At 44.0% G+C, this 23,802-nt stretch carries 19 protein-coding genes; 12 read left to right on the top strand and 7 right to left on the bottom strand.

Going from position 1 to position 23,802, the window contains the following annotated elements; genetic code table 11:
• The first annotated feature begins 9 nt into the window (after nucleotides 1-9).
• The 4 genes from AC27EZ_RS13860 (at nucleotide 10) to AC27EZ_RS13875 (ending at nucleotide 5,799) form a co-directional block, all read left to right on the top strand.
• Complete coding sequence (locus AC27EZ_RS13860; RefSeq protein ID WP_487135883.1) at nucleotides 10-1,233, top strand: glycosyltransferase family protein; 1,224 nt, start codon at nucleotides 10-12, stop codon at nucleotides 1,231-1,233.
• A 5-nt stretch (nucleotides 1,234-1,238) separates the two neighbouring features.
• Nucleotides 1,239-2,993 (top strand): sugar phosphorylase, encoded by a 1,755-nt coding sequence (locus tag AC27EZ_RS13865; protein WP_487135884.1) that lies wholly within the window; start codon nucleotides 1,239-1,241, stop codon nucleotides 2,991-2,993.
• A 191-nt stretch (nucleotides 2,994-3,184) separates the two neighbouring features.
• Nucleotides 3,185-4,429: a molybdopterin molybdotransferase MoeA gene (moeA, locus tag AC27EZ_RS13870; protein ID WP_487135885.1), complete on the top strand. Its 1,245-nt coding sequence runs from the start codon at nucleotides 3,185-3,187 to the stop codon at nucleotides 4,427-4,429.
• A complete protein-coding gene (locus tag AC27EZ_RS13875) occupies nucleotides 4,426-5,799 on the top strand; it encodes an MATE family efflux transporter (RefSeq protein WP_487135886.1) in 1,374 nt (457 codons plus the stop codon). Before moeA ends, AC27EZ_RS13875 begins: the two co-directional genes overlap by 4 nt.
• A gap of 95 nt (nucleotides 5,800-5,894) precedes the next feature.
• On the opposite strand, the gene AC27EZ_RS13880 is transcribed toward AC27EZ_RS13875, so the two are convergent.
• Together AC27EZ_RS13880 and AC27EZ_RS13885 are read right to left on the bottom strand one after the other, a co-directional pair.
• On the bottom strand, nucleotides 5,895-7,076 hold the full coding sequence (locus AC27EZ_RS13880) for a vWA domain-containing protein (protein ID WP_487135887.1): 1,182 nt from the start codon (nucleotides 7,074-7,076) through the stop codon (nucleotides 5,895-5,897).
• Nucleotides 7,076-7,912, bottom strand: coding sequence for an AAA family ATPase (locus AC27EZ_RS13885; protein ID WP_487135888.1), 837 nt, complete (start codon nucleotides 7,910-7,912; stop codon nucleotides 7,076-7,078). The genes AC27EZ_RS13880 and AC27EZ_RS13885 overlap by 1 nt, the downstream gene beginning before the upstream one ends.
• 202 nt (nucleotides 7,913-8,114) lie before the next feature.
• Here AC27EZ_RS13885 and cysK point away from each other — a divergent pair, with 202 nt between their 5' ends.
• Nucleotides 8,115-9,080: a cysteine synthase A gene (gene cysK, locus AC27EZ_RS13890; RefSeq protein WP_487135889.1), complete on the top strand. Its 966-nt coding sequence runs from the start codon at nucleotides 8,115-8,117 to the stop codon at nucleotides 9,078-9,080.
• A gap of 199 nt (nucleotides 9,081-9,279) precedes the next feature.
• Nucleotides 9,280-9,738: a nuclear transport factor 2 family protein gene (locus AC27EZ_RS13895; protein WP_487135890.1), complete on the top strand. Its 459-nt coding sequence runs from the start codon at nucleotides 9,280-9,282 to the stop codon at nucleotides 9,736-9,738.
• Nucleotides 9,739-9,830: 92 nt separating this feature from the next.
• On the opposite strand, the gene ggt is transcribed toward AC27EZ_RS13895, so the two are convergent.
• Together ggt and AC27EZ_RS13905 are read right to left on the bottom strand one after the other, a co-directional pair.
• Nucleotides 9,831-11,543: a gamma-glutamyltransferase gene (gene ggt, locus AC27EZ_RS13900; protein WP_487135974.1), complete on the bottom strand. Its 1,713-nt coding sequence runs from the start codon at nucleotides 11,541-11,543 to the stop codon at nucleotides 9,831-9,833.
• Nucleotides 11,544-11,604: 61 nt separating this feature from the next.
• The gene (locus tag AC27EZ_RS13905) at nucleotides 11,605-12,369 is read right to left on the bottom strand and encodes an enoyl-CoA hydratase (protein WP_487135891.1); all 765 of its coding nucleotides are present in this window, start codon (nucleotides 12,367-12,369) and stop codon (nucleotides 11,605-11,607) included.
• Between the two features lie 126 nt (nucleotides 12,370-12,495).
• Here AC27EZ_RS13905 and rrtA point away from each other — a divergent pair, with 126 nt between their 5' ends.
• From rrtA to AC27EZ_RS13920, 3 genes are all read left to right on the top strand, one after another.
• A complete protein-coding gene (rrtA, locus tag AC27EZ_RS13910) occupies nucleotides 12,496-13,077 on the top strand; it encodes a rhombosortase (protein WP_487135975.1) in 582 nt (193 codons plus the stop codon).
• A 63-nt stretch (nucleotides 13,078-13,140) separates the two neighbouring features.
• On the top strand, nucleotides 13,141-14,859 hold the full coding sequence (locus AC27EZ_RS13915; protein ID WP_487135892.1) for a protein adenylyltransferase SelO family protein: 1,719 nt from the start codon (nucleotides 13,141-13,143) through the stop codon (nucleotides 14,857-14,859).
• A gap of 280 nt (nucleotides 14,860-15,139) precedes the next feature.
• The gene (locus AC27EZ_RS13920) at nucleotides 15,140-16,096 is read left to right on the top strand and encodes a GGDEF domain-containing protein (RefSeq protein WP_487135893.1); all 957 of its coding nucleotides are present in this window, start codon (nucleotides 15,140-15,142) and stop codon (nucleotides 16,094-16,096) included.
• 93 nt (nucleotides 16,097-16,189) lie between these two features.
• On the opposite strand, the gene AC27EZ_RS13925 is transcribed toward AC27EZ_RS13920, so the two are convergent.
• The gene (locus AC27EZ_RS13925; RefSeq protein WP_487135894.1) at nucleotides 16,190-16,570 is read right to left on the bottom strand and encodes a glutathione S-transferase N-terminal domain-containing protein; all 381 of its coding nucleotides are present in this window, start codon (nucleotides 16,568-16,570) and stop codon (nucleotides 16,190-16,192) included.
• A gap of 128 nt (nucleotides 16,571-16,698) precedes the next feature.
• Here AC27EZ_RS13925 and AC27EZ_RS13930 point away from each other — a divergent pair, with 128 nt between their 5' ends.
• Nucleotides 16,699-17,151, top strand: coding sequence for a DUF1499 domain-containing protein (locus tag AC27EZ_RS13930; RefSeq protein WP_487135895.1), 453 nt, complete (start codon nucleotides 16,699-16,701; stop codon nucleotides 17,149-17,151).
• Nucleotides 17,152-17,392: 241 nt separating this feature from the next.
• Here AC27EZ_RS13930 and AC27EZ_RS13935 read toward each other — a convergent pair whose 3' ends face one another.
• Nucleotides 17,393-19,885, bottom strand: coding sequence for a S9 family peptidase (locus tag AC27EZ_RS13935; protein ID WP_487135896.1), 2,493 nt, complete (start codon nucleotides 19,883-19,885; stop codon nucleotides 17,393-17,395).
• A 154-nt stretch (nucleotides 19,886-20,039) separates the two neighbouring features.
• Here AC27EZ_RS13935 and AC27EZ_RS13940 point away from each other — a divergent pair, with 154 nt between their 5' ends.
• Nucleotides 20,040-20,585, top strand: a complete 546-nt coding sequence (locus tag AC27EZ_RS13940; RefSeq protein ID WP_487135897.1) for a glutathione peroxidase — start codon at nucleotides 20,040-20,042, stop codon at nucleotides 20,583-20,585.
• A 127-nt stretch (nucleotides 20,586-20,712) separates the two neighbouring features.
• On the opposite strand, the gene AC27EZ_RS13945 is transcribed toward AC27EZ_RS13940, so the two are convergent.
• Complete coding sequence (locus tag AC27EZ_RS13945; RefSeq protein WP_487135898.1) at nucleotides 20,713-21,312, bottom strand: FMN-dependent NADH-azoreductase; 600 nt, start codon at nucleotides 21,310-21,312, stop codon at nucleotides 20,713-20,715.
• A 234-nt stretch (nucleotides 21,313-21,546) separates the two neighbouring features.
• Between AC27EZ_RS13945 and AC27EZ_RS13950 the strand changes: the two genes are divergently transcribed.
• Nucleotides 21,547-23,745, top strand: a complete 2,199-nt coding sequence (locus tag AC27EZ_RS13950) for a fasciclin domain-containing protein (RefSeq protein WP_487135899.1) — start codon at nucleotides 21,547-21,549, stop codon at nucleotides 23,743-23,745.
• The last annotated feature ends 57 nt before the right edge of the window (nucleotides 23,746-23,802 follow it).

A 23,802-nucleotide genomic window follows, 5' to 3' on the forward strand; every position in this document is an offset into this window, starting at 1 on the left:
GGAGGATACATGGCTGACTTTTATCAAAACGGTGTGGTTACTACATTACATAACCTTTCTCGCAGACCAACAGAGGAACTAGAAGCCGAATTACTCCGCTTTTCGCAAAAGCGCCCGATGGCGCTAATTTTACCATCGCTGTTTTCTGAATTAGAAGGCGATGCGCTACCGCATATTGTTAATGAACTAACCTCTGTGCCTTATTTGTCTGAAATTGTTATTGGTCTAGACCGAGCGACACAAGAACAGTACAAACATGCGCTCAAATTCTTTGGGAAACTCCCACAACATCATCGCGTATTATGGAATGATGGCCCACGCTTAAAAGCTCTCGATGATGAATTGCAGGCTCAAGGTTTGGCGCCTAAAGAATTGGGTAAAGGTCGAAATGTGTGGTATTGCATGGGCTATGTACTGGCTTCTAACCGAGCAGAATCAGTCGCTTTGCATGATTGTGATATTGTGACGTACAACAAAGATTTGCTGGCCAAACTGATTTACCCCGTGGCGAACCCATCATTTAATTATGAGTTTTGTAAGGGGTTCTATGCCCGTGTTGCAAATGGCAAGATTAATGGCCGTGTTTCACGACTTTTAGTGACACCACTGCTTCGCGCGCTAAAACGCATCATGGGTGATAATGAGTACTTAGAGTTTATGGACAGCTTCCGCTACCCGCTTGCAGGTGAATTCTCATTTAGACGAGATGTGCTCAATGATATTCGTATTCCTAGTGATTGGGGTTTAGAGATTGGCGTACTGTCTGAAATGCACCGTAACTACTCTCACAACCGTTTATGCCAAGCTGACATCTGTGATATCTATGACCATAAACATCAAGATTTATCATTGAACAATGATGAAGGTGGGTTATCGAAGATGTCTATCGATATCACCAAGGCAATATTTAGGAAACTTGCGACACAAGGTTATACCTTCAGTAACGAAATGTTTCGTTCGATTAAAGCTACCTATTTCCGTATTGCGCTAGACTTCATTGAAACGTATCACAACGATGCCGTAATGAACGGACTTACCTTGGATATTCATAGCGAAGAAAAAGCAGTAGAAATGTTTGCAAGTAATATAATGAAAGCAGGTGAAAACTTTTTAGCGAATCCAATGGAAACCCCATTCATTCCAAGTTGGAATCGCGTAACTAGCGCAGTACCAGACATTCTAGATCGCTTGTTGGAGGCCGTTGACGCTGATACCGCAGAGTTTATGGAGTAAATAACATGACATGGCAAGTGCTTCACGAAAAAGTCACACACCATCTTGATATGATTTATGCCGATGTGCCGTTAAATGACAGCACATCTGACATAGCCACATCACTGATGAACGCGATAGGTATCGTAGAGCCTAGCGATATTGCCAACCCTCAATCACACTTTAACTATTGGGATCAGGATGACATTGTCATGATCACCTACGGTGATAGTGTCATTGAAAAAGATGAGCGTCCTTTAGTTACACTCAATCGTTTTCTTCATAAATATTGCAAGAACACGATTAATAACGTTCATATTTTGCCGTTTTTTCCTTACAGCTCAGATGACGGTTTCTCGGTTATCGACTATTCGAGTGTTAACGAGTCATTAGGTACATGGGATGATATTGAGGCTATCGCAAAAGACTATGGATTGATGACAGACTTGGTGATCAACCATTGCTCTGCACGCAGCATTTGGTTCGATAACTTTGTCAAAGGAGAAGGCACTGGAAAGGACTTTTTCTTCACCAGCGACCCAAGCAACGATTTAAGCATGGTCACCCGACCTCGGGTGTCGCCGCTGCTACGTGAAACGCCAACGGCGAATGGGGTACAACATGTATGGTGTACCTTTAGTCACGATCAGGTCGATTTTGACTTTAGAAACCCCAACGTACTGTTGACGTTTGTCGAAATAATTAAGTTGTATATCGATAAAGGCGCAAAACTTTTCCGCCTTGATGCCGTTGCATTCTTATGGAAAATTGTTGGCACTACATCAATCAATTTGCCCGAGACTCACGAGGTAATTAGGCTTCTAAGAACGCTTATTGAGCATGTCGACCCGTCGATTATTATTATCACGGAGACGAACATTCCAAATCGTGAAAACCTCACGTATTTTGGTAATGCTAATGAAGCTCACGCTATATATAACTTTTCGTTACCGCCATTGTTGGTGAATACGTTGGTATCAGGCAACTGCACTTATTTGAAAAGCTGGATGATGAGCATGCCTCCTGCACAAAACGGGACAGCGTATTTCAACTTTATTGCTTCTCATGATGGTATTGGGTTAAGGCCTGCAGAAGGGTTACTTAGTGACGAAGAGATTTCAGATCTCGTTCATGCTATGCAAAACTTCGGAGGAAAGATTTCATGGCGCGCCTCTGAGCATGGTCAGCAAAAGCCCTATGAGATAAACATTACACTATTCGATGCCCTGCAAGGCACGGTGAAGGGGCCTGATAAGTTTCAAACCGATAGGTTCATTTGTGCTCATGCCATTATGCTTGGTATGGAGGGGATCCCTGGCATTTATATACATAGTCTATTAGGAACCTCTAACGACTACGAAAAAGTGGCAAATACGGGGCAGAATCGCTCAATTAATCGCAGACGTTGGGATTTGAGCGAGCTTGAAGCATTATTAGATTCACCCTACTCTCAGCACCATAAAGTGCTAACAAGAGTATCGCAACTTATCCGCATTAGGAAAGTACAGCCCGCTTTTCATCCTAACGCCACACAGTTTACGTTACAGTTGGGTGAAAAAGTATTTGGGTATTGGCGTCAAAGTCTCGATCGTAAGCAAAGTATTTTTTGCATCAGCAATATTTCAGACGAACCACAATCTATTCTACTGTCCGATATCAATTTGATTGGAACGGACAATTGGATTGACTTAGTGACACGTGAAGAAGTAAGCATAGAGCAAGGTTTTGTGGAGCTTGCGCCTTATCAAGTAATGTGGATAAGCAATCAAGACTTCGAATAAACCCACCCCAAGGTGTTAGTAGCATAATACTCACACATAAAGAAGGCAGTGAAATCAGTTGAAGGTTTGCGCTGCCTTTTTATTTTAAACACCGTACCGACTACCCTTTTTACTTTTGTCTTTTACCCATTGGTTTATTGCTTTATTTAAGTGATAATTCGCGACTTTCTCAATCATAACGAGTGCATAACATGTCCAGCAAATGGCTATCATTAGACGCTGCCCTTGAAAACGCAATGCGTGCTACGCCTGTCGTTACTAAAACTGAACAGGTAGATATTCTTCACGCCCATGGTCGAATATGCGCTCACGACATTATCGCTACACAAGATGTACCTCCTTGGGACAATTCAGCGATGGATGGTTTTGCGGTTAATACACAATCTATGCCCTCGAATAATACCCTTTCTGTTCAAGGGACTATTACGGCTGGGATGGATGCAAGCGAAACACTAACGACGCACAGTGCGATTAAAATTATGACTGGCGCCCCGTTACCAGACGGGGCGAATGCCGTCGTGATGAAAGAGAACACATCAAGTAGTACAGACGGTAAAGTGCTTATTAACCATCTACCAAAAGACGGTGAAAACATTAGGCGAAAAGCTAATGATATTGCCGTTGGCGATTGTTTAATTAGCGCAGGTACGCGACTTAGGCCAGAGCATTTAATGCTGTTATCTTCACAAGGCGTAGCAGAGATTTCTGTGTTCAAGAAGGTACGTGTTGGCGTGGTGGCTACAGGCAGTGAACTTGCCGCTCCGGGTACACAACGCTTACCTACGCAAATCTTTGAGTCAAACCGATTAGGGGTATCAGCAACCTTATCTCAACTTAACGTTGATGTCGTAGACTTTGGTATTGTAAAAGATGATGAGACCACATTACGCCAATTGTTTAGTGATGCAAGCGAACGTGTTGACATTATGGTGAGCAGTGGCGGTGTATCAGTAGGCGATGCCGACTTTGTTAAAGATATCATTGAAGAGCTTGGCAGCATTACATTTTGGAAGCTTGCGATAAAACCTGGCAAACCGTTTGCGCTAGGCCATATTGCCAATACGCTATTTTGTGGCTTACCTGGCAACCCCGTCTCCGCCTTCGTTACCGCCAAGCTCTTGATGTTGCCAATTGTTAGAAAAATGCAGGGTGAAAAAAACATCACATTTCCACTTACCCTCAATGCCAAAATAACATGTGAATTGAAGCGAAAAGCCGGTAGACGAGATTTCCAACGTGCAACACTGCAGCAAGATACATCAGGCAACTTATTTGTTACTCCATTAGCAATACAAAGTTCTGGGGTGATGACCTCTATCACCGCTGCCAACTGTTTTATGGTTATTCATGAACAAATCAGTGAGATTGCCCAAGGAGAAACTGTGTCGGTACTGCCTTTTGATTTACATAGCCCGATAATGGAATATCAAGCGTGAAAAACAAACGATACCTGCTAGAAGGCAAAAACATCGTTAAGCTTGCATGGCCGCTGCTTATCGCACAGATTACGCAGATGTTAATGGGGGTAAGCGATACCATCATGGCAGGACGCTATAGTGCAACCGATATGGCCGCAGTCGCTTTAGGTTTTAGTATTACTATCCCTTTACTGTGCTTTATTCAGGGGATAGCGCTAGCATTGCCTCCCATCATTTCTCGGCTTCATGGCAATAAATCATTTGGTTCAATTGCTCAGGCCAGTCAACAAGCTGGTTATCTCGTGTTTTTTGTCGGTATCGCTATCGCTGCTCTATTTCCGTTTACCGAGTCTATTGTCTCTATTTTTCCAATGGAAGATGCCCTACACACCATCACAGTTAATTATGTCGTCTATGTACTGTTGGCAATGCCTGGTTTTGCATTGTATCAATGGCTTCGAAACTACTGTGAAGGCTTAGGTAAAACCAAACCAACCATGCTTATTACCGTGATAGGTCTTATGGCGAACATTGTCGGTAACTATTTGTTTATCTATGGCGTCGGCCCAATCCCAGCTATGGGCGGTGCGGGTTGTGGGGTGGCCACAGCGATTGTTATTTATACCATGCTAATTGCTACGTTCATCTATGTACGATATAGCCCTGCCCTCGCAAAATACGCATTGTTTAACCAGCGATATCCTATTTCCCTTGCGGCTATCAAACGTACTTTTTCACTGGGCTTACCTATTGCGATGACGCTGCTTTTTGAAGTGACGTTATTTGCAGTGGTTGCTTTACTGCTTGCTCCTTTTGGCGCGACAACGGTAGCGGCACATCAAGTCGCTCTAAACTTTTCCGCACTTATGTTCATGTGCCCTATGAGTATTGGCATGGCTGCCTCTATCAGAATAGGCTATAGAATTGGACAGCAAAATTATCGTCAGGCAAAAATTGCGGCGCAGTGTGCTATTTTAATTGGCTTTGTCACCGCCGCACTTACTGCAACGTTCACGCTTACTGCAAAATCGTTCATAATTGGCCTTTATACCAACGATAATGACGTTTATCAGTTGGCGACTTCGTTGCTTATCTATGCAGCGTTGTTTCAACTTTCTGATGCGGTCCAGGTCATTTCAGCTAACGCCCTTCGCGGATATAAAGATACGACTTGGATGTTTATTATTACTTTTATCTCCTATTGGCTTATTGGGCTTCCAACAGGCATTATACTAGGGAGAACAAGTTGGATAACCTTAGAGCCCATGTCAGCGGCAGGGTTTTGGATAGGCTTTATCGTAGGGCTTTCTGCTGCGGCGGTACTACTAGGTGCGAGGCTATACTATATTCAACGAGGCAATTACATTCGAAATAAGAGTTACGCGTAACGCAGCATCAGCAAGATTGCTGTTATGGGATGATAACAAGGGCGAAGCAAACTGCACTTCGCCCTCTCGTTCAGCGTTAATTATGCTTCGGTGTTTTAACGGCTTCGACTAAGCCCCTTAATGGCTGCTGTTAATCCTTCCAGGGTTAACCCAAACATTCTGTCTTCCATGATATCTTTCATAATCGACACAGATGAGTAATACGGCCAATAGTTTTCTGGCTGTGGATTCAACCACACCGCATTAGTAAAGTGCTGGAGCAATCGACCCATCCATACACTTCCGGCCTCTTCATTCCAGTGCTCGACACTGCCACCTGGATAGGTTATTTCATACGGCCCCATGGTTGCATCACCCACGAAAATCACTTTGTAGTCTTTTCCGTAACGATGGATAATATCCCAAATAGAAATACGTTCTTTATCGCGCCTTGCGTTGTCTTTCCACACACCTTCATATACGCAATTATGAAAGTAAAAGTATTCAAGGTATTTGAACTCGGTTTGAACCGCTGAAAAAAGCTCTTGCGTTGATTTAACATGAGGGTCCATAGAGCCGCCCACATCAAAAAACATCAGTACCTTGACCGCATTGTGCCGTTCGGGTGCCATGTGTATGTCAAGCATGCCGCCTTTTTTTGCGGTTTCACCGATAGTCGTCGCAACATCGAGTTCTTCACTTGCGCCCGTGCGAGCAAATTTTCGTAATTTACGTAGCGCGACTTTGATATTCCTTGTGCCTAATTCGACGTCCGAGGATAGATTCTTAAACTCACGCTTGTCCCACACTTTCGCTGCTGAAAATTTGCGGTTGCCCTTCTGGCCTATTCTTACGCCCTCAGGGTTATCTCCATACGCGCCGAAAGGCGACGTACCGCCCGTCCCTATCCATTTATTGCCACCTTGATGCCGCTTCTCTTGTTCTTCTAAGCGTTGTTTTAACGTCTCCATTAACGCGTCAAGACCACCTGCTTGTCGCAAGGCCTCTCTTTCTTCCTCGCTCAGGTGCTTTTCAATTTCTTTGCGTAGCCATTCCTCAGGAATATCCTTCCCGAATAGATCGATAGATTCAACCCCTTCAAAGTAAGCAGCAAAAGCACGATCAAACTTGTCATATTGCGTTTCATCTTTAACCATTATTGTTCTGGAAAGGCTATAAAACCCTTCTAGATCGGCGTAAACAATATGCTTTTCCATTGCTTTAAGTAAATCTAGCAGCTCTCGAAGACTGACTTTGACTTGATATTGTCGTAGCGTGAAAAAGAATTGAATCAACATTATCTACGCGCCATGAAAACCAGTTTCTCGAACAAGTGAATATCTTGCTCATTTTTAAGCAATGCGCCATAAAGTGGAGGAATAGCCGCTTTACCCTCTTTTGAATGTAAGGTCTCAGGTGGAATGTCTTCTGCCACTAATAACTTAAGCCAGTCGATCAATTCACTCGTCGAGGGCTTTTTCTTTATTCCTGGAACGTCTCGTACGTTAAAGAAGGCTTTTAGCGCCTCATCTAACAACGTCTTTTTCAAGTTAGGGAAATGCACATCGACAATTGACTGCATCTCTTCAGGTGTAGGAAATTGAATATAATGGAAGAAACAGCGACGTAAAAACGCATCGGGCAATTCTTTTTCATTGTTCGATGTGATGATGACGATAGGACGCTGTTTGGCAACAATACGCTCTTGAGTCTCGTATACAAAGAATTCCATTTTATCGAGCTCAAGCAATAGATCGTTAGGAAACTCGATATCGGCTTTATCAATTTCGTCAATCAATAACACTGGGCGCTTCTCTGCGGTAAAGGCTTGCCACAATTTGCCTTTGACAATGTAGTTACCAATATCGTGTACTCGATCATCACCAAGTTGGGAATCTCTGAGGCGAGAAACAGCATCATATTCATACAGCCCTTGCTGAGCTTTTGTGGTTGACTTGATATGCCATTGAATTAGTTCCGTCCCTAAACTTTCCGCCAGCTCTTCCGCCAACATCGTTTTACCCGTTCCAGGCTCACCTTTTATCAGTAGCGGACGCTCTAGTGTAATGGCGGCATTAACCGCGAGCTGTAGGTCTTTGGTTGCAATGTAATTAGACGTTCCACTAAAAGCCATTATTGATTCACCTCTTCAAATTCTGCGTCGTCATGTAAAATAACAATAACATATAGCGAAAAAGCACTTTGCATTTTCGCGTTTGGGGCCAATGATATAGGGGTATAACGAAAATCCCAAATTTAGACTGTGAATTATTAACTATTACAAAGGTCGTAACGGCCACGTCGTTTTGGGTTTCTCTCATTAGTAAGGATTAAAAATGCAAGTATTTGACGATAGCTCACTTTCAATTGGCCGCACGCCACTGGTAAAACTCAATCGCGTAACTTCTGGAAACGTCTACGCAAAAATTGAATCGCGTAATCCAAGTTTTAGCGTTAAATGTCGTATTGGAGCCAATATGATTTGGGATGCCGAAAAACGCGGCGTACTGGGTGACGGAAAAGAAATCGTAGAACCTACAAGCGGTAACACAGGAATTGCACTTGCATTTGTTGCTGCTTCTCGCGGCTACAAGCTTACATTAACGATGCCTAGCAGCATGAGTTTAGAGCGTAGAAAACTATTAAAAGCATTAGGTGCAAATTTAGTACTTACTGAGGCACCTAAAGGCATGAAAGGTGCGGTAGCGGCTGCGCAGGAAATCGTTGCATCTGACCCTGAAAGATATGTGTTGCTTCAGCAATTTGATAACCCGGCTAACCCGGCTATCCATGAAAAAACAACGGGGCCAGAAATCTGGAATGATACTGAAGGTAAAGTAGACGCGTTTGTCGCAGGTGTAGGTACAGGCGGTACAATCACCGGTGTTTCTCGCTACATTAAAAATACGCAAGGAAAAGCCATCACATCAGTTGCTGTAGAGCCAACTGATTCACCTGTTATTACACAAGCAAAAAATGGCGAAGAATTGACACCAGGACCGCATAAGATTCAAGGTATTGGTGCAGGCTTTATTCCGGGTAACTTAGACCTTGATCTGATTGATGAGGTTGAGCAAGTTACTAATGAAGAATGCATGGAAATGACCCACCGACTGATGAAAGAAGAAGGTATCCTTGCGGGGATCTCTTCAGGTGCAGCGGTAGTTGCAGCCAAGCGATTCGCTGAGCGTCCAGAGAATAAAGACAAAATCGTGGTTGTATTACTAGCAAGCGGCACAGAGCGTTATTTAAGCTCACCGTTATTCGCAGGCACGTTTGACGAGCAAGAAGAAGTCCAGTAATCCCAGCACGTTAAAAACCACATCAAAAAGCGAGGGGAAATCCTCGCTTTTTTCGTTATTTGATTAACAGCCCATCAACTGGTATAACGCCAAAGCGCGTGGAATTAGACCTTAGAAAGCGCTCTACTATAATAAAAAAGGTAACATTGAGTTGAGCTATCTACTTAATGATTACCACAACAGGAATGGAGTTGTTTTAATGTTAAAAAATGCCGTTGCCACATTGGCTGGTTTTCTTGTTTTGATGGCGCTATCGGGATGTGAAGAGAAGCAAGAGGGCTTAGGTCGCTATGGTATGCTGGATGAACAAACCCCTGAATACACAACCGTCGCTTTTTTGCATAGCGTGTATGAAGATGACAATTTAGACGTAGCAATTAGTTTATCGAGTGAAAAACTAAAACGAATATTGAAGCGCTATCACACCAATCGTAACGTGCAACGTCACCTTTTATCCCTTAAATATGACGAGGTTGTTATTACACCGCAAAGTGGTGCTCGGGTGGGACGTACTGAGTTTGCTGAAACAGCATCAATTACTGTTTTCCTAAGTGGTACGTACGATGGCGATAAAATCGAAGACTTAAGAAGCGTTGAATTAATAAAAGAAAACGGGGAATGGAAAGTGTCAGAAATTCACCCCGACAAGTACTTATAAAAATAACGCCTACCGGATAGCGTACTTAATAAAGCACATAAAAAAGGCGTGATTTTCACGCCTTTTTTACTCATCAATTAAGTAGGCCAGACTTACTGGCCTACCGCAATTCCTTCTCGGCGAGGATCTGCACCGCCAATGAGTTTTTTAGCACGAAACTGTATGCCATGCAGACCACTGTTCAAGTCTACAACCTTCACATCATGGCCTAACGCAGAAAGCGGGCCTTCTAAGTTAGCGATAGGCGTACCCTTTTCAAGCGCCGTGTAATCGTTTCTGTTCGTGATTTTAGGCATATTGATGGCTTGCTGAATATCCATATCAAAATCAATAATACCGATAAGCGTTTGCGCTACGTAGCTTACTATTCTTGAACCACCAGGAGAGCCAACGACGATACTTAACTCACCTTTCTCATCAAACACCATTGTAGGGCTCATAGCGCTGCGCGGACGTTTGCCCGGCTCTACACGATTGGGGACCGGAAAGCGGTTTTTTGTAGGTAAGAATGAAAAATCAGTGAGTTGGTTGTTTAGTAAAAAGCCGCCCACCATAAGTCCAGAGCCGAACATAAATTCGATACTGGTAGTCATCGACACAGCGTTACCTTGCTTATCTACAATAGAAACATGAGACGTGTTGGGCAGCTCCATTGACTGCCCCATTGCAACGTTTACGCCTTCATACGGGTTTCCGGCGCGCGCTCTTCGCCACGGTTTATTTGCTTCAATTCCCTCACCTCTGCGATTCAAATAAGCTGCATTTATCATGGCGGCAAACTGCAAATTAGTAAAATCACTGTCTGCGATAAATTTCTCTCTGTCTGCGTACGCTTTGGCACTGGCCTGCGTATAGAGATTAGCGAACTCAACGGAACCAGGAGCATAAGAAGACAAATCGTGATTTTCTAGCATCTTCAATATTTGAAAAACATTGATTCCACCAGAGCTTGGTGGAGCCATTCCACAGATCTGCTGGCTACGATATGTGCCACAAACCGGCTCTCGCTTAATTGGTTTATAGTTGGCTAAATCATCCATAGACAATTGGCCTGGATTAATTGACGCGGAATTAACGGCCTTAACAATTTTTTCTGCCAACTCGCCTTTCAAAAGATAATCGCTGCCTTTTTCTGCAATACCTTTCAAGGTTTTAACTAACGGCTTATTTTTCTTAACTGTCCCTTCTTTAAGTGGTAAGCCTGCAGGATAGAAATACGTTGAGCTTGTCGGAAATGTTTTCAAACCGGGGTGATAGTCTAACGCCACCAGCTTTGCTAGACGAGGAGACACTCGAAATCCGTTAGAAGCTGTGTCGATAGTATCGTCGAATAATTCACTCCACGGCAGCGTACCAAACTCTGAATGTGCTTGCTCTAACGCCGCAATGGCGCCAGGCACACCAACCGACTTTCCGCCGACTACAGCATCTATCCAGCGCATTGGTTTATTGCCTTCAATAAACCAGTGGGCATTCACGGCTGCGGGCGCCATTTCTCGACCGTCGAATGTATGTAAAACCTTATTCACATTATCCCAGTATAAAATAAACGCTCCACCGCCTATACCAGACGATTGGGGTTCGACAAGAGAAAGCATACTTTGCACTGCTACTGCAGCGTCGATAGCGCTACCTCCCTTTTCGATGATTTGCTTGCCAGCCCATGACGCGTAGGGGTTTGCAGCAACGACCATATACTCTTTGGCTTCAAACGCTTTTTTCTCGCTGTATCCTGTTGCTGCTTCTGGTTCCCCAACCTCACGGGGCTCTTTGGAAAAGGCCGCAAAAGGACTAGCACAAGCCAAAAGTGTAAAAGAAAGAAAAGATGCAGTTAACCAAGAACGTTGTGACAAATGGAAATTCCTCTTACTTAAATTTCTCAGGGTTAATTGGGCGCTTATTTAAAAACGCATCAAAAGCTTCTTGCGCGGCAGTAGAATTCATCGCATCTAGAAAAATATCAAATTCTTCGTTCATAACTTGATGTATTTTTTCATTTTCGCTCTTCAATAGCGCTTTGGTGTGCAATAGCGCAAACGCAGGTTTAGCTGTGAGCTTAGCACACACTTCATCGACTGTAGCGGCTAAAGTATCACTTGAAACAATCGCCGTAAGCATACCAAAATCATGGGCCTCTTGCGCAGTAATTGGTTCACCTAACATAAGCCACGCGCTGGCTTTAATATGCCCCGCTATCTTCGGTAATAAATAGCTGGATGCATATTCTGGTACAAGCCCTAAATTAATGAACGGCAAAACAAATTTTGCGTTCGGTTCCGCATAGACAAAGTCGCAATGCAGAAGTAATGTAGTGCCAATACCGACCGCTAGACCATGTACCTGAGCAACTACAGGACGTTTACAATCGGTCAGTGCTCGCATAAAGGCAGCGGTTTCAGGCACATGCTGCCCTTCTTCACGGTTTGCGAAATCGCTTATATCGTTACCCGCGGTGAAACAGTCGCCCTCCCCACTAAATCTAATAACACGGATGGCGTTATTGTCGTTTGCGTCAACAATGGCATCGGCCATCATTTGGTACATCGAACGGGTTAATGCGTTTTTCTTATCAGGCCTATTTAAGACGATATGTAATACACCATCGGCGATGTGTGTTTTGATATGTTCCATGCTCGTACCTCTTTCGACTTGTAGTGTAGGTATGTATTCGCAAAGACATCGAATACAATTTTCACCCTTAGGGTTATTTTCTGTATCATATCTAGCAGAGTTCAATTACTACAATAATATTCAATGATAATGTCACTGCCGTTTTCCCCTAAGTATTCGTTTGGCCCACTTATACTCGCGCTTATCTCAATAGCGGCCTATTACTGCGAACCAACATCTAGCCAGTGGCTTGCCTACGACCGATATGCCATTCAAGGCCTAGATACCTGGCGGTTATTAACCGGAAACCTCGTTCATACTAACGGGTATCATTTGCTTCTGAATTTAGCTGGTTTGGCATTATTATGGGCATTACATGGCGAACATTATCGTGTAGGTCGTTTCATAAAGGTGTTTGTGTGGTGCAGTGTAGGCACCAGTGTCGGGCTCTATTTTCTTTCAACCGAATTAATTTGGTATGCGGGGTTGTCTGGGGCACTTCATGGTATTTTCGTATGGGGAGCTTGTATGGATCTCCGTGCAAACATGCGTTCTGGTTGGCTGCTGCTTATCGGCGTTGCAATCAAAGTAGCCTACGAGCAGGTATCTGGAAGTAGCCCTGAAGTGGCTGCACTTATTAATGCCAGAGTCGCGGTCGACGCACACTTTTTTGGTGCCATCAGCGGTTTACTGCTCTTTTTATTGATGTGGTTGTCATCGCGCAAGTAATCATTCAGCGCTTTAGAATGTAGTACACTGTTCACCATTCATTACGTTAACCAAGATGCCTCTATGTTCAACAAGAATGACAACAACACTCAACATACGATAAACACAATCAGCGATCTGGCCACACATGTTGATTATTCGTTATTAGATACTCTTGTACCCAATCCTGTGTCACACCCTGATGGGGATGAACATAACCCAAGGCAGGTAACGTCAGGCCATTATGTGCCAGTAACCCCGACACCGCTTAATCATCCAATCTATGTCAGTCACAGTAAACCCTTTTTTGAAGAACTGGGCTTTAGCGATGAATTAGCGCGTACTGACGAATTTAAATGTTTATTTTCGGGAGATATGAGCAACCTTCCTTCTGCAATGAAACCTTATGGGTGGGCCACCGGCTATGCTCTCTCCATATACGGTACCGAATACACTCAGCAATGTCCTTTTGGTAACGGTAATGGATACGGTGATGGACGAGCGCTTTCAATAGTAGAAGCGGTGTTAAATGGAAAGCGTTGGGAAATGCAACTCAAAGGGGCTGGTCGCACGCCTTATTGTCGTGGTGCTGACGGACGTGCAGTACTTCGCTCAAGTGTTCGAGAGTTTTTGGTACAAGAGCATATGCACGCATTAGGTATACCTACCTCTCGTTCGTTGAGCTTGTTTGTATCTGCGTCCGACACCGTCGACCGCCCTTGGTATTTAGAAGGGTCAACCTCACATAATCCAGAGGTGATGGTTGAAAACGCAGTCGCAATATCGACTCGCGTAGCGCCCTCGTTCATTCGTGTAGGACAACTAGAACTCTTTGGACGTAGAGCAAGATGTAATGAACATCCAACAGCCGTTCAAGAGCTTAAACAATTGGTAAAGCACCTCATTGACCGAGAGTACGCCGGCGAGGTCGATAACACTAAGTCGTTTGAGGCGCAGCTTGTTGACTTGGCTATTGCATTTAGAGAGCGCTTGACCACATTGGTGGCGCATTGGGTGCGTGTTGGTTACTGTCAAGGAAACTTTAACAGTGACAATTGTGCTGCTGGAGGATACACGCTCGACTATGGTCCATTTGGTTTTTGTGAACTGTTTGAAGTCGATTATCAACCTTGGACTGGCGGGGGACGACACTTTTCTTTCCTAAATCAACCTGTCGCGGCCGAAAAGAATTTTACTATGTTCTGTCGAGCCCTTGAGCCTCTGCTTGCTGACAGCCCATTAGAGCGTAATGCCGTTTTTGAAGTGAATGATACATTTTCAGCGGTAATGAGCGATAAAATGGAACGCATGTGGGCATCGAAGTTAGGGCTTGCGCAATACGATAACGTCCTGCTAGTGCAAGTACTTCAACTGATGATACGCACGGGCGTTGACTATACTATTTTCTTCCGAGCGCTTTCTGCTTTGCCAGAAAAACGTGATATACCCGACGTCAGCGCCGTCGCCATGAGCTTTTACTCACCCGCAAAAGAAGAACTTTCGCAACAATGGAACGATTGGCTAAACGCCTGGTTTAAAGCGATTAAAAATGATAATAACGCCTCGCATGCTTCACAGCATATGAGCCAAGTTAACCCTAAATTCACGTGGCGAGAATGGCACATTGTGCCCGCTTACCAAGAGGCTGAAAATGGGGAATTCACACGAATTGAAGCGTTACAAGACATGCTATCAAAACCCTATGAAGAACAATCTGATGCGAATACTGACGTCTATTATCGCTTACGCCCATCATCCTATTTCGGTGCTGGAGGCGTATCGCATTATAGTTGCTCGTCTTAGGCGATACATGCGCCACTTGTAAAATTCTCATCCTTGTAGCAATACCCTATCTCCTCTCGGCTTATTTTAAATAACACGCTGAGGGGAAAGCATTTTTATCTAGAGCTTCTTTACGAAATATCTACTATTATTCCAGCCTACACCTTTACGAAATAGAGAGATAGGCTACGCTTTATATGAGAGGTATTACCTCTGGTGAAAGGGTACGCACGAGTAACGCGTGTGCAGCTAGCACGTAGTAATGGTTTACAACGCGGTATTCAGTTTTAAGGAGAATCTAGTGCTCGAAATTGTCTTCAACGGCAGCTTTATGCCCCACGGGCACTGCTTGTTATGGCGTTGGGATTTACTGTTCTTACATGTCACCGGCGATGCACTCACCGCGCTTTCCTATGCATTGATCCCTGTGGCGTTGATTCATATCGTGCGTAAACGTGACGATCTAAAATTTGATAGACTATTTTTACTCTTTGCTGGGTTTATTGGTTTTTGTGGTATTACTCATTCACTTGGACTGGTAAATATATGGCATGGTTATTACTTTATCGAGGGTGCCGCAAAACTTATTACTGGACTTGTATCAATAACTACCGCCGTAGTGTTGTGGAAATTAACACCAACGATTATTGCACTTCCTAGTTCAGCGTTGTTAGAGCAAAGAAATAAAGAGTTGTTGAAGGCGCAAGAAGCACTGAGAGAAGTAAACCTTACCCTAGAAGCAAAAATAGAAGCGCGAACGAAAGAACTTCATCAGCAAGCCAATACCGATCCACTCACATCCATCCTCAATCGCCGTGCAATTTTGCGCGATTTAGATAACGAAATTAAACGCTGTCGACGTCACGATCAAATTTGTTCGATACTGATGCTTGACGTCGATTATTTCAAGCAGGTAAATGATACCTACGGCCACCAAGTAGGTGACGATGTATTAGTAAAAATAGCAGACACTATTTCGAATACCTGCCGTCAAACAGACTTTGTGGGACGTTACGGCGGAGAAGAGTTTCTTATTACGTTGCCACAAACCGACCGCTTACAGTCAAAAGAACTTGCTGAGCGCATAAGGGAAAATGTTTCAGCATTATCAGATGACTATACTTTTAACGTAAGTTGCAGTATTGGTGTTGCCGCGCTAGGAAGTGAAAACGATATGCACACGTTAATTAAACGTGCCGATGAGGCCGTATATCACGCAAAAGATGCTGGAAGAAACTGTGTAATATTAGCTAACTGAGTGAGAGCGTATCACTGGTGTCGAGAATGTTTTGCATGACGTTTAACGCACCACAAAAGCGCTGTACTGAATGACAGCGCTATTCAAATAGGACTATTTTGCGTCTACGAAACGCCCTTCTAAGTAGTTTATGATAGCGCTGGAATCATATAACCATTCAACCCCATTACTGCTTTCAATTCTGAGGCATGGAGTCTGCACCTTTCCGCCGTTTTGAAGTAATACCGCTCTGTGCGGTGATCCCTCTGAAACATTACGCTTTTCGATGGGTAGATTGTATTTATACATTGCACGACGAGTTTTGATACAAAAGGGGCAACCAAAAAATTGATACAACGCAAGTTTTTCACTTTCTGCGTCCACCTGCTTTTGTTTTTCAGGCGTGCGCTTAAGTTTGCGCCCACGGGTAATAACATCAAAAAACGCGATTATCGCACCCAATAAGTTACGAATGAGGTTAATAAAAAATTTCACTTTACCACTCAATTAATGAAGAATGAGAACAGCCGCGCATTGTACTACCTTGCGCAGCAAGTTAGTAATTGAGAATCTTAAAAAACGCAATGTTCTACCTATAATGAATAAATTAATAACGAGGGATCATGAAAAAAAGGAATCTATTACTCTTTGTTGTTGCGCTATCTGGTTGTACGACAACAGCGCCAACACTTGGAGTTAAGAACGGTATGCTGCTTCCCTGCCCAAGTACGCCAAATTGTGTGGCATCTGGCAACACCAGTGAGGAGGCGCTACGCCCAATAAGGCTTGACGTGCCGCCCACAGTAGCAAAAAAGCAATTGATCGATGTAATCACAACGCTTCCTCGCACTACTATACGTGAACAGAGTAACGACTACATAAGGGTTGAGTTTGAAACGGCATTACTTGGGTTTGTCGATGATGTTGAATTTTTACTGTCAACTGATGATGCTACATCAACGAGAATTGACTTTAGATCTGCTTCTCGTATTGGCTACTCAGACCTTGGCGCAAACAGGGCAAGAATGAAAAAGATAATCGCGTTATTTTCGCAACGAAAAACTCCACAGCCTTAATCGTTCTTTTCGGCTATTGTATGACGTAAAGGAAGATATGATGCAGACGACTGACAATGCTCACAACAATAAATCCTCCGGCCATTGCGCTGTGCTTATACTACAGATTGCACACACTGACGACATGGAAGCTGCGACTCGCCAGAAGCATTACTAGAATGCCAAATTCAACGACCATAATATAAAATGCCGGTCAGCAGTACTGACCGGCATTTCTCATTCAATGATACGCGAGGTATTTTTACAAATTCTGTTCAAATAACTTGTAGATACGTCTGTATTCATCCAACCATGAGCTAGGCTGTACGAAACCATGAGGCTCAACAGGATAAATAGCGGTCTCGAAGTTTTCCTTCTCAAGCTCTATCAAACGCTGAACGAGGCGAACGGTATCAAGAAAAAACACATTATCATCGACCATAGGGGCATTGATTAACATAGGTTTTTCAAGGCCTTCGGCGAAGTAAATGGGTGAACTACGCTCATAAGCAATGGGATCGACCTCAGGCGTATTGAGAATGTTCGAAGTGTAACCAGTGTTGTAGTGTGCCCAGTCTGTCACCGGACGCAGTGCCGCGCCCGCAGCAAACAAATCAGGTGCAGTAAACATGGACATAAATGTTAAGAAGCCACCGTACGATCCTCCGTATGTGCCTATCCGATCCCTGTCTACGTTAGCATTATTTACCAGCCAATTTACGCCATCACGTAAATCTTGTACCTCTGGCGTCCCCATTTGGCGATAAATTGCAGTACGCCAATCGCGCCCATAGCCCGCTGAGGCACGATAGTCCATATCCAATACAACATATCCCTGTTGCACTAGCATGCTATGAAACATATATTCTCTGAAGTAACCCGACCAACCCATGTGCGCGTTTTGTAAGTACCCAGCTCCATGGTTAAACACGACGGCTTTATTCTTCTTCGCATCGAAGTTGTCAGGCAGATAAACACGCGCATAAATAGGGACGTCGGTATGTGAAGACGGAATTTCAACGATTTGTGGTATTGCCCATGGCATCGCTGTAAAGGCATCGCTAACCGTGTTTGTAATCTGTGTTGCCGCGCCCGTATCACTAACGTTCTTGATATATAATTCGCTGGGGCGATTCACTTTATTGTGACTAAGCAATAGCGTATTTTCAGATGGGTTGAGTGCGTAATCGGTAATACCGTTTAGATCTGTTAGGCTTTCAATCTCACTGGTTTGCGTATTCACTCGGTAAATTTCATAAATACCTGGGTGTTCAATATTCGCTTTGAAATAGACGTAAGTGTCATCAGACGACAGTGTTAACTCGTCGACGATGTATTGTCCTTTAGTTAGCGCTACCGCTTCACTTCCAGGTGTTTGCTTGTAAACGTGGGCGTATCCACTGTGTTCAGACTGGAAATAAAGTGTTTCGGTATTACTGAACCAACCGAAAGTATTAAAACGGTAGTTAACCCATGCATCATCGTGTAAACGATGTTGATTCACTAAACGCTTATTATCAAGATCAACAGTAGCAATCCAACGATCTTTGTTATCCCATGCTTCAAGCATTACTGCTACTGCGTTTCCGTTTTTATGCCAGCGGATAGAGGGTCTCTGCCAATTCCAACTCTGTTGCAAGGTAATGGGGCGAGGAAGGCGATTTACTTCGTACGTTTCACCTTTAGCCTGCGCATTTTCTTTTTTCACCTCGGCGAGTACATCATCGTTGTAGCCAGGGAGACTAAAATAATTCAGGGCTGATTTCTCGCCTGTTTTCAAATTAAGCAACCATATGTCATGGTTGACTGCTTCAGCATCGGCAACGCGACGCCTAACCGACTTACTCGCGATTCGGCTATCTTCTTGTATATAGTGAGGCATGATATCGTTATCATCTCTGAACGGCTTGCGTTCGGTGGTCGCCGCAACCGCAAAATGTCCATTTGGAGAAACACTAATACCCGCTAATCGATGTGCTTTATCAAAGTAAAACGCACCGGGCGCAACCGCTTGATTTTCTAAAGCGATTTGCTGTTTTAGCTCGTCTCGCGCTTGTCGTGTCTCTCGAATTTTTTTGATGTACTCTATTAACGTTTGTTGTTCACCGGCAATATAATCTTTCGGTTCGTCAACCGCACTTGGCTTATCAGCGAACTTCCACGTTAATAACTCTTCGCGCTGTCCCGTTTCCAAGTTAATAGCAATAAAACGGTCTGCGCTAACCGCCATTAAACGGCCATCTGTCATGAAAGAAAGCGAAGAAAGTCGAGCTCCACCTCGTGTTAGCTGTACGGTGTTACCGTCAGTAAATTGAACAAAAACACTGTCTTCGAAGCGAAATGCCACCACGCCATCATCACGTACAACGCGCTCATCAAAACGGTAATGATGTAACTCGCCCAAGGCCACTTTCTCTGCTGATGCTGGTGCATCAATGCTTGCAGCATATACATCGTAAAGGTCACTATCCGGTTTTTCTCTTTCAAAAACGATAGCGCGGCCATCAATTGACCATCCCATTTGGGTAGGCTGCCTACCGAGCCACTGAGGATCAGACATTATTTGTTTTAACGTGATCACATTATCTGAAGCTACAACGTTAACCTGTGGGTTAACGCTTGCTGATGTCGTTAATGTTGCTGATGGCGTTGTAATGGGCGTCGTTTCATCAAGTGTGTTGTCAGTTGTCGATGCGCAACCGGCTAACGCTGCAGAGATACTGGCAGCAAGTAAAAGCGTTGAAATTTTAGTCATGTTTTTATTCATTTTTAATTTTAGTACCGGGTCATTATACCCAACAGTGTACCCAAAACATCAACATTCATCGGTTACCTTTGGTTAACAAACGCAACTTTATGGCTATTTTGTACGTATATATACATGACATAACTACATGAGAAACATCACAATGAAGAAAATTCTGCTTTTAAGTGCGGTGGCAATATTATTGAGTCAATCTGCAATCGCGAACGAATGCCCTTCGGTATTGAAATTCATGAAAAGGAAATTGAATTCTCAAGAGACCGTTAACATGTGTAGCGCCTACGCAGGGAAAACGCTTCTCATCGTAAACACAGCAAGCTACTGTGGTTTCACGCCACAATTCGAGGGGCTTGAAGCCCTTTACCGAGACTACAGAGACAAAGACTTTGTTGTGTTAGGCTTTCCCTCACATGATTTTAATCAAGAAGCAAATGATGAAGGAAAGACCGCGGAGTTGTGTGAGTTAACGTACGGGGTCAAATTCCCAATGTTTGAACCAACATCTGTTACAGGTGAAGATGCTGACCCCATGTATAAGATGCTTCAAACAGCAACGGGGAAGTCACCGTCTTGGAATTTTAACAAGTATTTGGTAAATGCAGATGGCACGACAGTCATTCACTACCCAAGTTCAACCACGCCTGACGACCCTAAGTTCATTGCAGCACTTGAAGATATGGTTGCGAAATAATTGCTAGACATAAAAAAACCCCGCGTACACTGTACGCGGGGTAAACAAGCACACTCAACTTGGAACACACTATTAGCATCACGTTACATTCTGCCGCGCTGCTAAACACATAGAGTTAGTCACCGAGTTAACGAGTAAGTTCAATAATTTTTTCGTTAGCTAAAGAAAAGCTTTCAGACGCCTTTTCCTCGCCCATGGCCAACCCTTCCGCATAAACAAACTCGACATCAACTATCCCTATAAAATTCAAAAAGTGCTTTATGTAGGCGCTTTGAGTATCGAATTCGGTTCCTTGGTAAACTCCACCACGCGCTGCAAAAATGGTTGCTCGTTTGCCTTGAAGCAAACCAACTGGTCCATTCTCGGTATACTTAAAGGTCACCCCTGCGCGGGCTAATCTATCAAAATATGCTTTCAGTGATGACGGTATTCCAAAGTTATACATAGGCACTGCAATCACAATTTCATCCACGCTTGAAACGGCAGCTACGGCTTCATCCGACAAAGCCGCCAGGGCGATTTGTTCCTCGGAACGCGCTTGGGGCTCTGTCATCCATGCATTCATTTCTTCACTAGATAAATGTGGTAAATCAGTAACAGATGAATCCACCTCTTTAAGATCAATAGCTTTGCTTTTTTGCTTCGCAGTTAAATAGGCGCGGGCAAGCTTTGAAGAATTACCTTGCTCGCCATTTAGGCTTGAAAATATTGCTAATACTGATGTCATTTGTCTCTCCTAGTAAAGTATAAGATAAATATTATCAGCCATATATTTGAAACAAAATCAGTAAATATTGAGGAAACCATTCTATTTTGTAGAATATAAGCATTGTTTAGCGCTGTGTTTTAGGAGTTCATGAGCTTAGATTAAACTGTGTTAATGAAAGCTATTTTATTAAACTTTAGTTTTAAGCGCGGCGTAAAGGGTTATGAATTATTTGTTAATAAAAGGAAAATTATCATGACTCTAAAGCTTAAGGCTGCACTCATTAGCGCGCCACTACTTCTCTCTGGTTGCTGGTTGGAAAGCGATGATGATACCCCCGCCCCAACACCAACGCCGCCACCAGAAGCGACAACTATTGTTGATGTTGCCATTGCTGATGGTAATTTCACTACCTTAGTGGCTGCACTTGAAGCTGCTGACCTTGTGACGACGCTTGATAACGAAGACGCAACATTTACCGTATTCGCGCCAACTGATGATGCATTTGCATTGTTAGGACAAGAAACCATAGATGCATTGCTGCAAGACACCGATGCGCTGTCTGATATTCTTACTTACCACGTGCTCTCTACCGAAGTGAATGCAGAGACAGCCATCAGCCTAGCTGGAACGACTGCTGAGACAGTTAACGGTGCATCAATTGCGCTTTCGTTATCTGGCGATGATTTATTGATTAACACGTCAACGGTGACTATGGCGGATATACAAACAGATAACGGTATCATACACGTTATCGATGCTGTACTCATGCCGCCTGCCCCTACCGATGCATCAGACGCTACGATTGCAGAAGTGGCTGCGGGTGACGAACAGTTCTCAACACTGGTAGCGGCACTGACAGAAGCAAATCTTGTTGATACGTTAAGCGATCCCGACGCGACATTTACCGTGTTTGCTCCTACAAACGCAGCGTTCGACATGATTGATGGCGACACATTAGATGCATTACTTGCTGATGCCGACGCTTTAAGTGCAGTATTACTTCAGCATGTAGTTCCAGAGGCGGCCGTAGATTCTGTCACCGCATTCTCATTGAATGGTACCGATGTGACCACGGCATCAGGCGCGATGATTCCTGTTGCCATTAACACTGATACTGACACGCTAACTGTTGGCGGAGCCAACGTTGTGGTATCGGACATCCAAACGAGCAATGGCATTATTCATGTCATTGATATGGTTATCGTAGGTGATGTTGACCTGCCTACACCACCCAATACGATTGTTGATATTGCAGCAAGTAATGACAACTTCTCAACGCTAGTAAGCTTGCTCCAGTCGACAGGTTTAGACACGACGTTAGATGACACAACAAACGAATTTACGGTATTTGCGCCAACGAATGCGGCCTTTGATGCTATTGACGATAGCGTACTTACTGCGCTTGCCAACGATGCTGACGCACTGACTGAAGTGCTTACCTACCATGTTATTGCAGGGGCAACCGTACTGCAAGACGGCGCCGTTGCTATTGCTCAGTCAAATGAAAGTTTAGTTGAAACCGCTAATGGACAAGATGTCGCATTATCGTTATCGGGTTCAGATTTATATGTAAACACATCACGGGTATCGTCGGCTGATATCATGGCTGACAACGGGGTTATCCATGTTGTTGACCAGGTGATATTGCCACCCGCATCCGTTGATGCAACATCGCAAACTATTGTGGACTACGCGGTAGCCAATGAAGATTTCTCTACATTAGTTGCGGCATTAACCGAAGCAGATTTAGTTGATACCTTGGCAGACACAGACGCAACGTTCACGGTATTTGCGCCTACCAATGCAGCATTTGATAAAATTGAAGATACCGCGCTAGCGGGTTTATTGGCTGACACAGACGCACTGTCTCAAGTACTGCTTCAACACGTTGTCTCAGGTGCAGCGATAAACGCAGTAACCGCCTTTTCGGCCAATGGCACAGCTGTTGATACCGTATCTGGTGAAGATGTTGCGATTGATATTGTGAATTTCACTTTGGGTGAAAATACCGATGCGACTGAAGTAACGTATGATACAGCAACAGGCAGACTTGTTGGTGGCAATGCTACTGACAACACAGGTTTTACACTGTATACCTTTGATAACGATTTAGGCAGTGCAGGCAGTAACTGTAATGATGCGTGTGCGACTACATGGATGCCGGTTGTGGTCACTGACGGTACGGCGTCTGGCGTGCCCGGTTTAACTACCATCGAGAGAACCGATGGCGCGATGCAAGCTGCGTTTCAAGGTCGTCCACTTTATTTTTATGCGAATGACACGGCGGCTGGTGACAATAATGGTGACGGCGTAAATGATGTGTGGTCGAACGTCGAACTACCGCAAACAGCCTTAATGGTGCAAGGCGCTATCGTAACCACAACTGACGTTAATACATCTAATGGTGTTATTCATGTTATTGATAGTGTGATCACAGAAACGCTACAATAACGTAATAGCTAATGGCGTTTTTTAACAACGTCATCTAGATACAAAAAAGGCCCTCAA

Source organism: Alteromonas sp. 4NH20-0056 (assembly GCF_057539655.1).

Coding starts and splice junctions, on each gene's coding strand:
- AC27EZ_RS13880 (WP_487135887.1), bottom strand. CDS start 7,076: ATGTTGATTCAATTCTTTTTCACGCTACGACAATATCAAGTCAAAGTC.
- AC27EZ_RS13885 (WP_487135888.1), bottom strand. CDS start 7,912: ATGGCTTTTAGTGGAACGTCTAATTACATTGCAACCAAAGACCTACAG.
- AC27EZ_RS13915 (WP_487135892.1), top strand. CDS start 13,141: ATGTTCAACAAGAATGACAACAACACTCAACATACGATAAACACAATC.
- cysK (WP_487135889.1), top strand. CDS start 8,115: ATGCAAGTATTTGACGATAGCTCACTTTCAATTGGCCGCACGCCACTG.
- AC27EZ_RS13950 (WP_487135899.1), top strand. CDS start 21,547: ATGACTCTAAAGCTTAAGGCTGCACTCATTAGCGCGCCACTACTTCTC.
- AC27EZ_RS13945 (WP_487135898.1), bottom strand. CDS start 21,312: ATGACATCAGTATTAGCAATATTTTCAAGCCTAAATGGCGAGCAAGGT.
- AC27EZ_RS13930 (WP_487135895.1), top strand. CDS start 16,699: ATGAAAAAAAGGAATCTATTACTCTTTGTTGTTGCGCTATCTGGTTGT.
- AC27EZ_RS13860 (WP_487135883.1), top strand. CDS start 10: ATGGCTGACTTTTATCAAAACGGTGTGGTTACTACATTACATAACCTT.
- AC27EZ_RS13865 (WP_487135884.1), top strand. CDS start 1,239: ATGACATGGCAAGTGCTTCACGAAAAAGTCACACACCATCTTGATATG.
- moeA (WP_487135885.1), top strand. CDS start 3,185: ATGTCCAGCAAATGGCTATCATTAGACGCTGCCCTTGAAAACGCAATG.
- AC27EZ_RS13935 (WP_487135896.1), bottom strand. CDS start 19,885: ATGACTAAAATTTCAACGCTTTTACTTGCTGCCAGTATCTCTGCAGCG.
- AC27EZ_RS13895 (WP_487135890.1), top strand. CDS start 9,280: ATGTTAAAAAATGCCGTTGCCACATTGGCTGGTTTTCTTGTTTTGATG.
- AC27EZ_RS13905 (WP_487135891.1), bottom strand. CDS start 12,369: ATGGAACATATCAAAACACACATCGCCGATGGTGTATTACATATCGTC.
- AC27EZ_RS13940 (WP_487135897.1), top strand. CDS start 20,040: ATGAAGAAAATTCTGCTTTTAAGTGCGGTGGCAATATTATTGAGTCAA.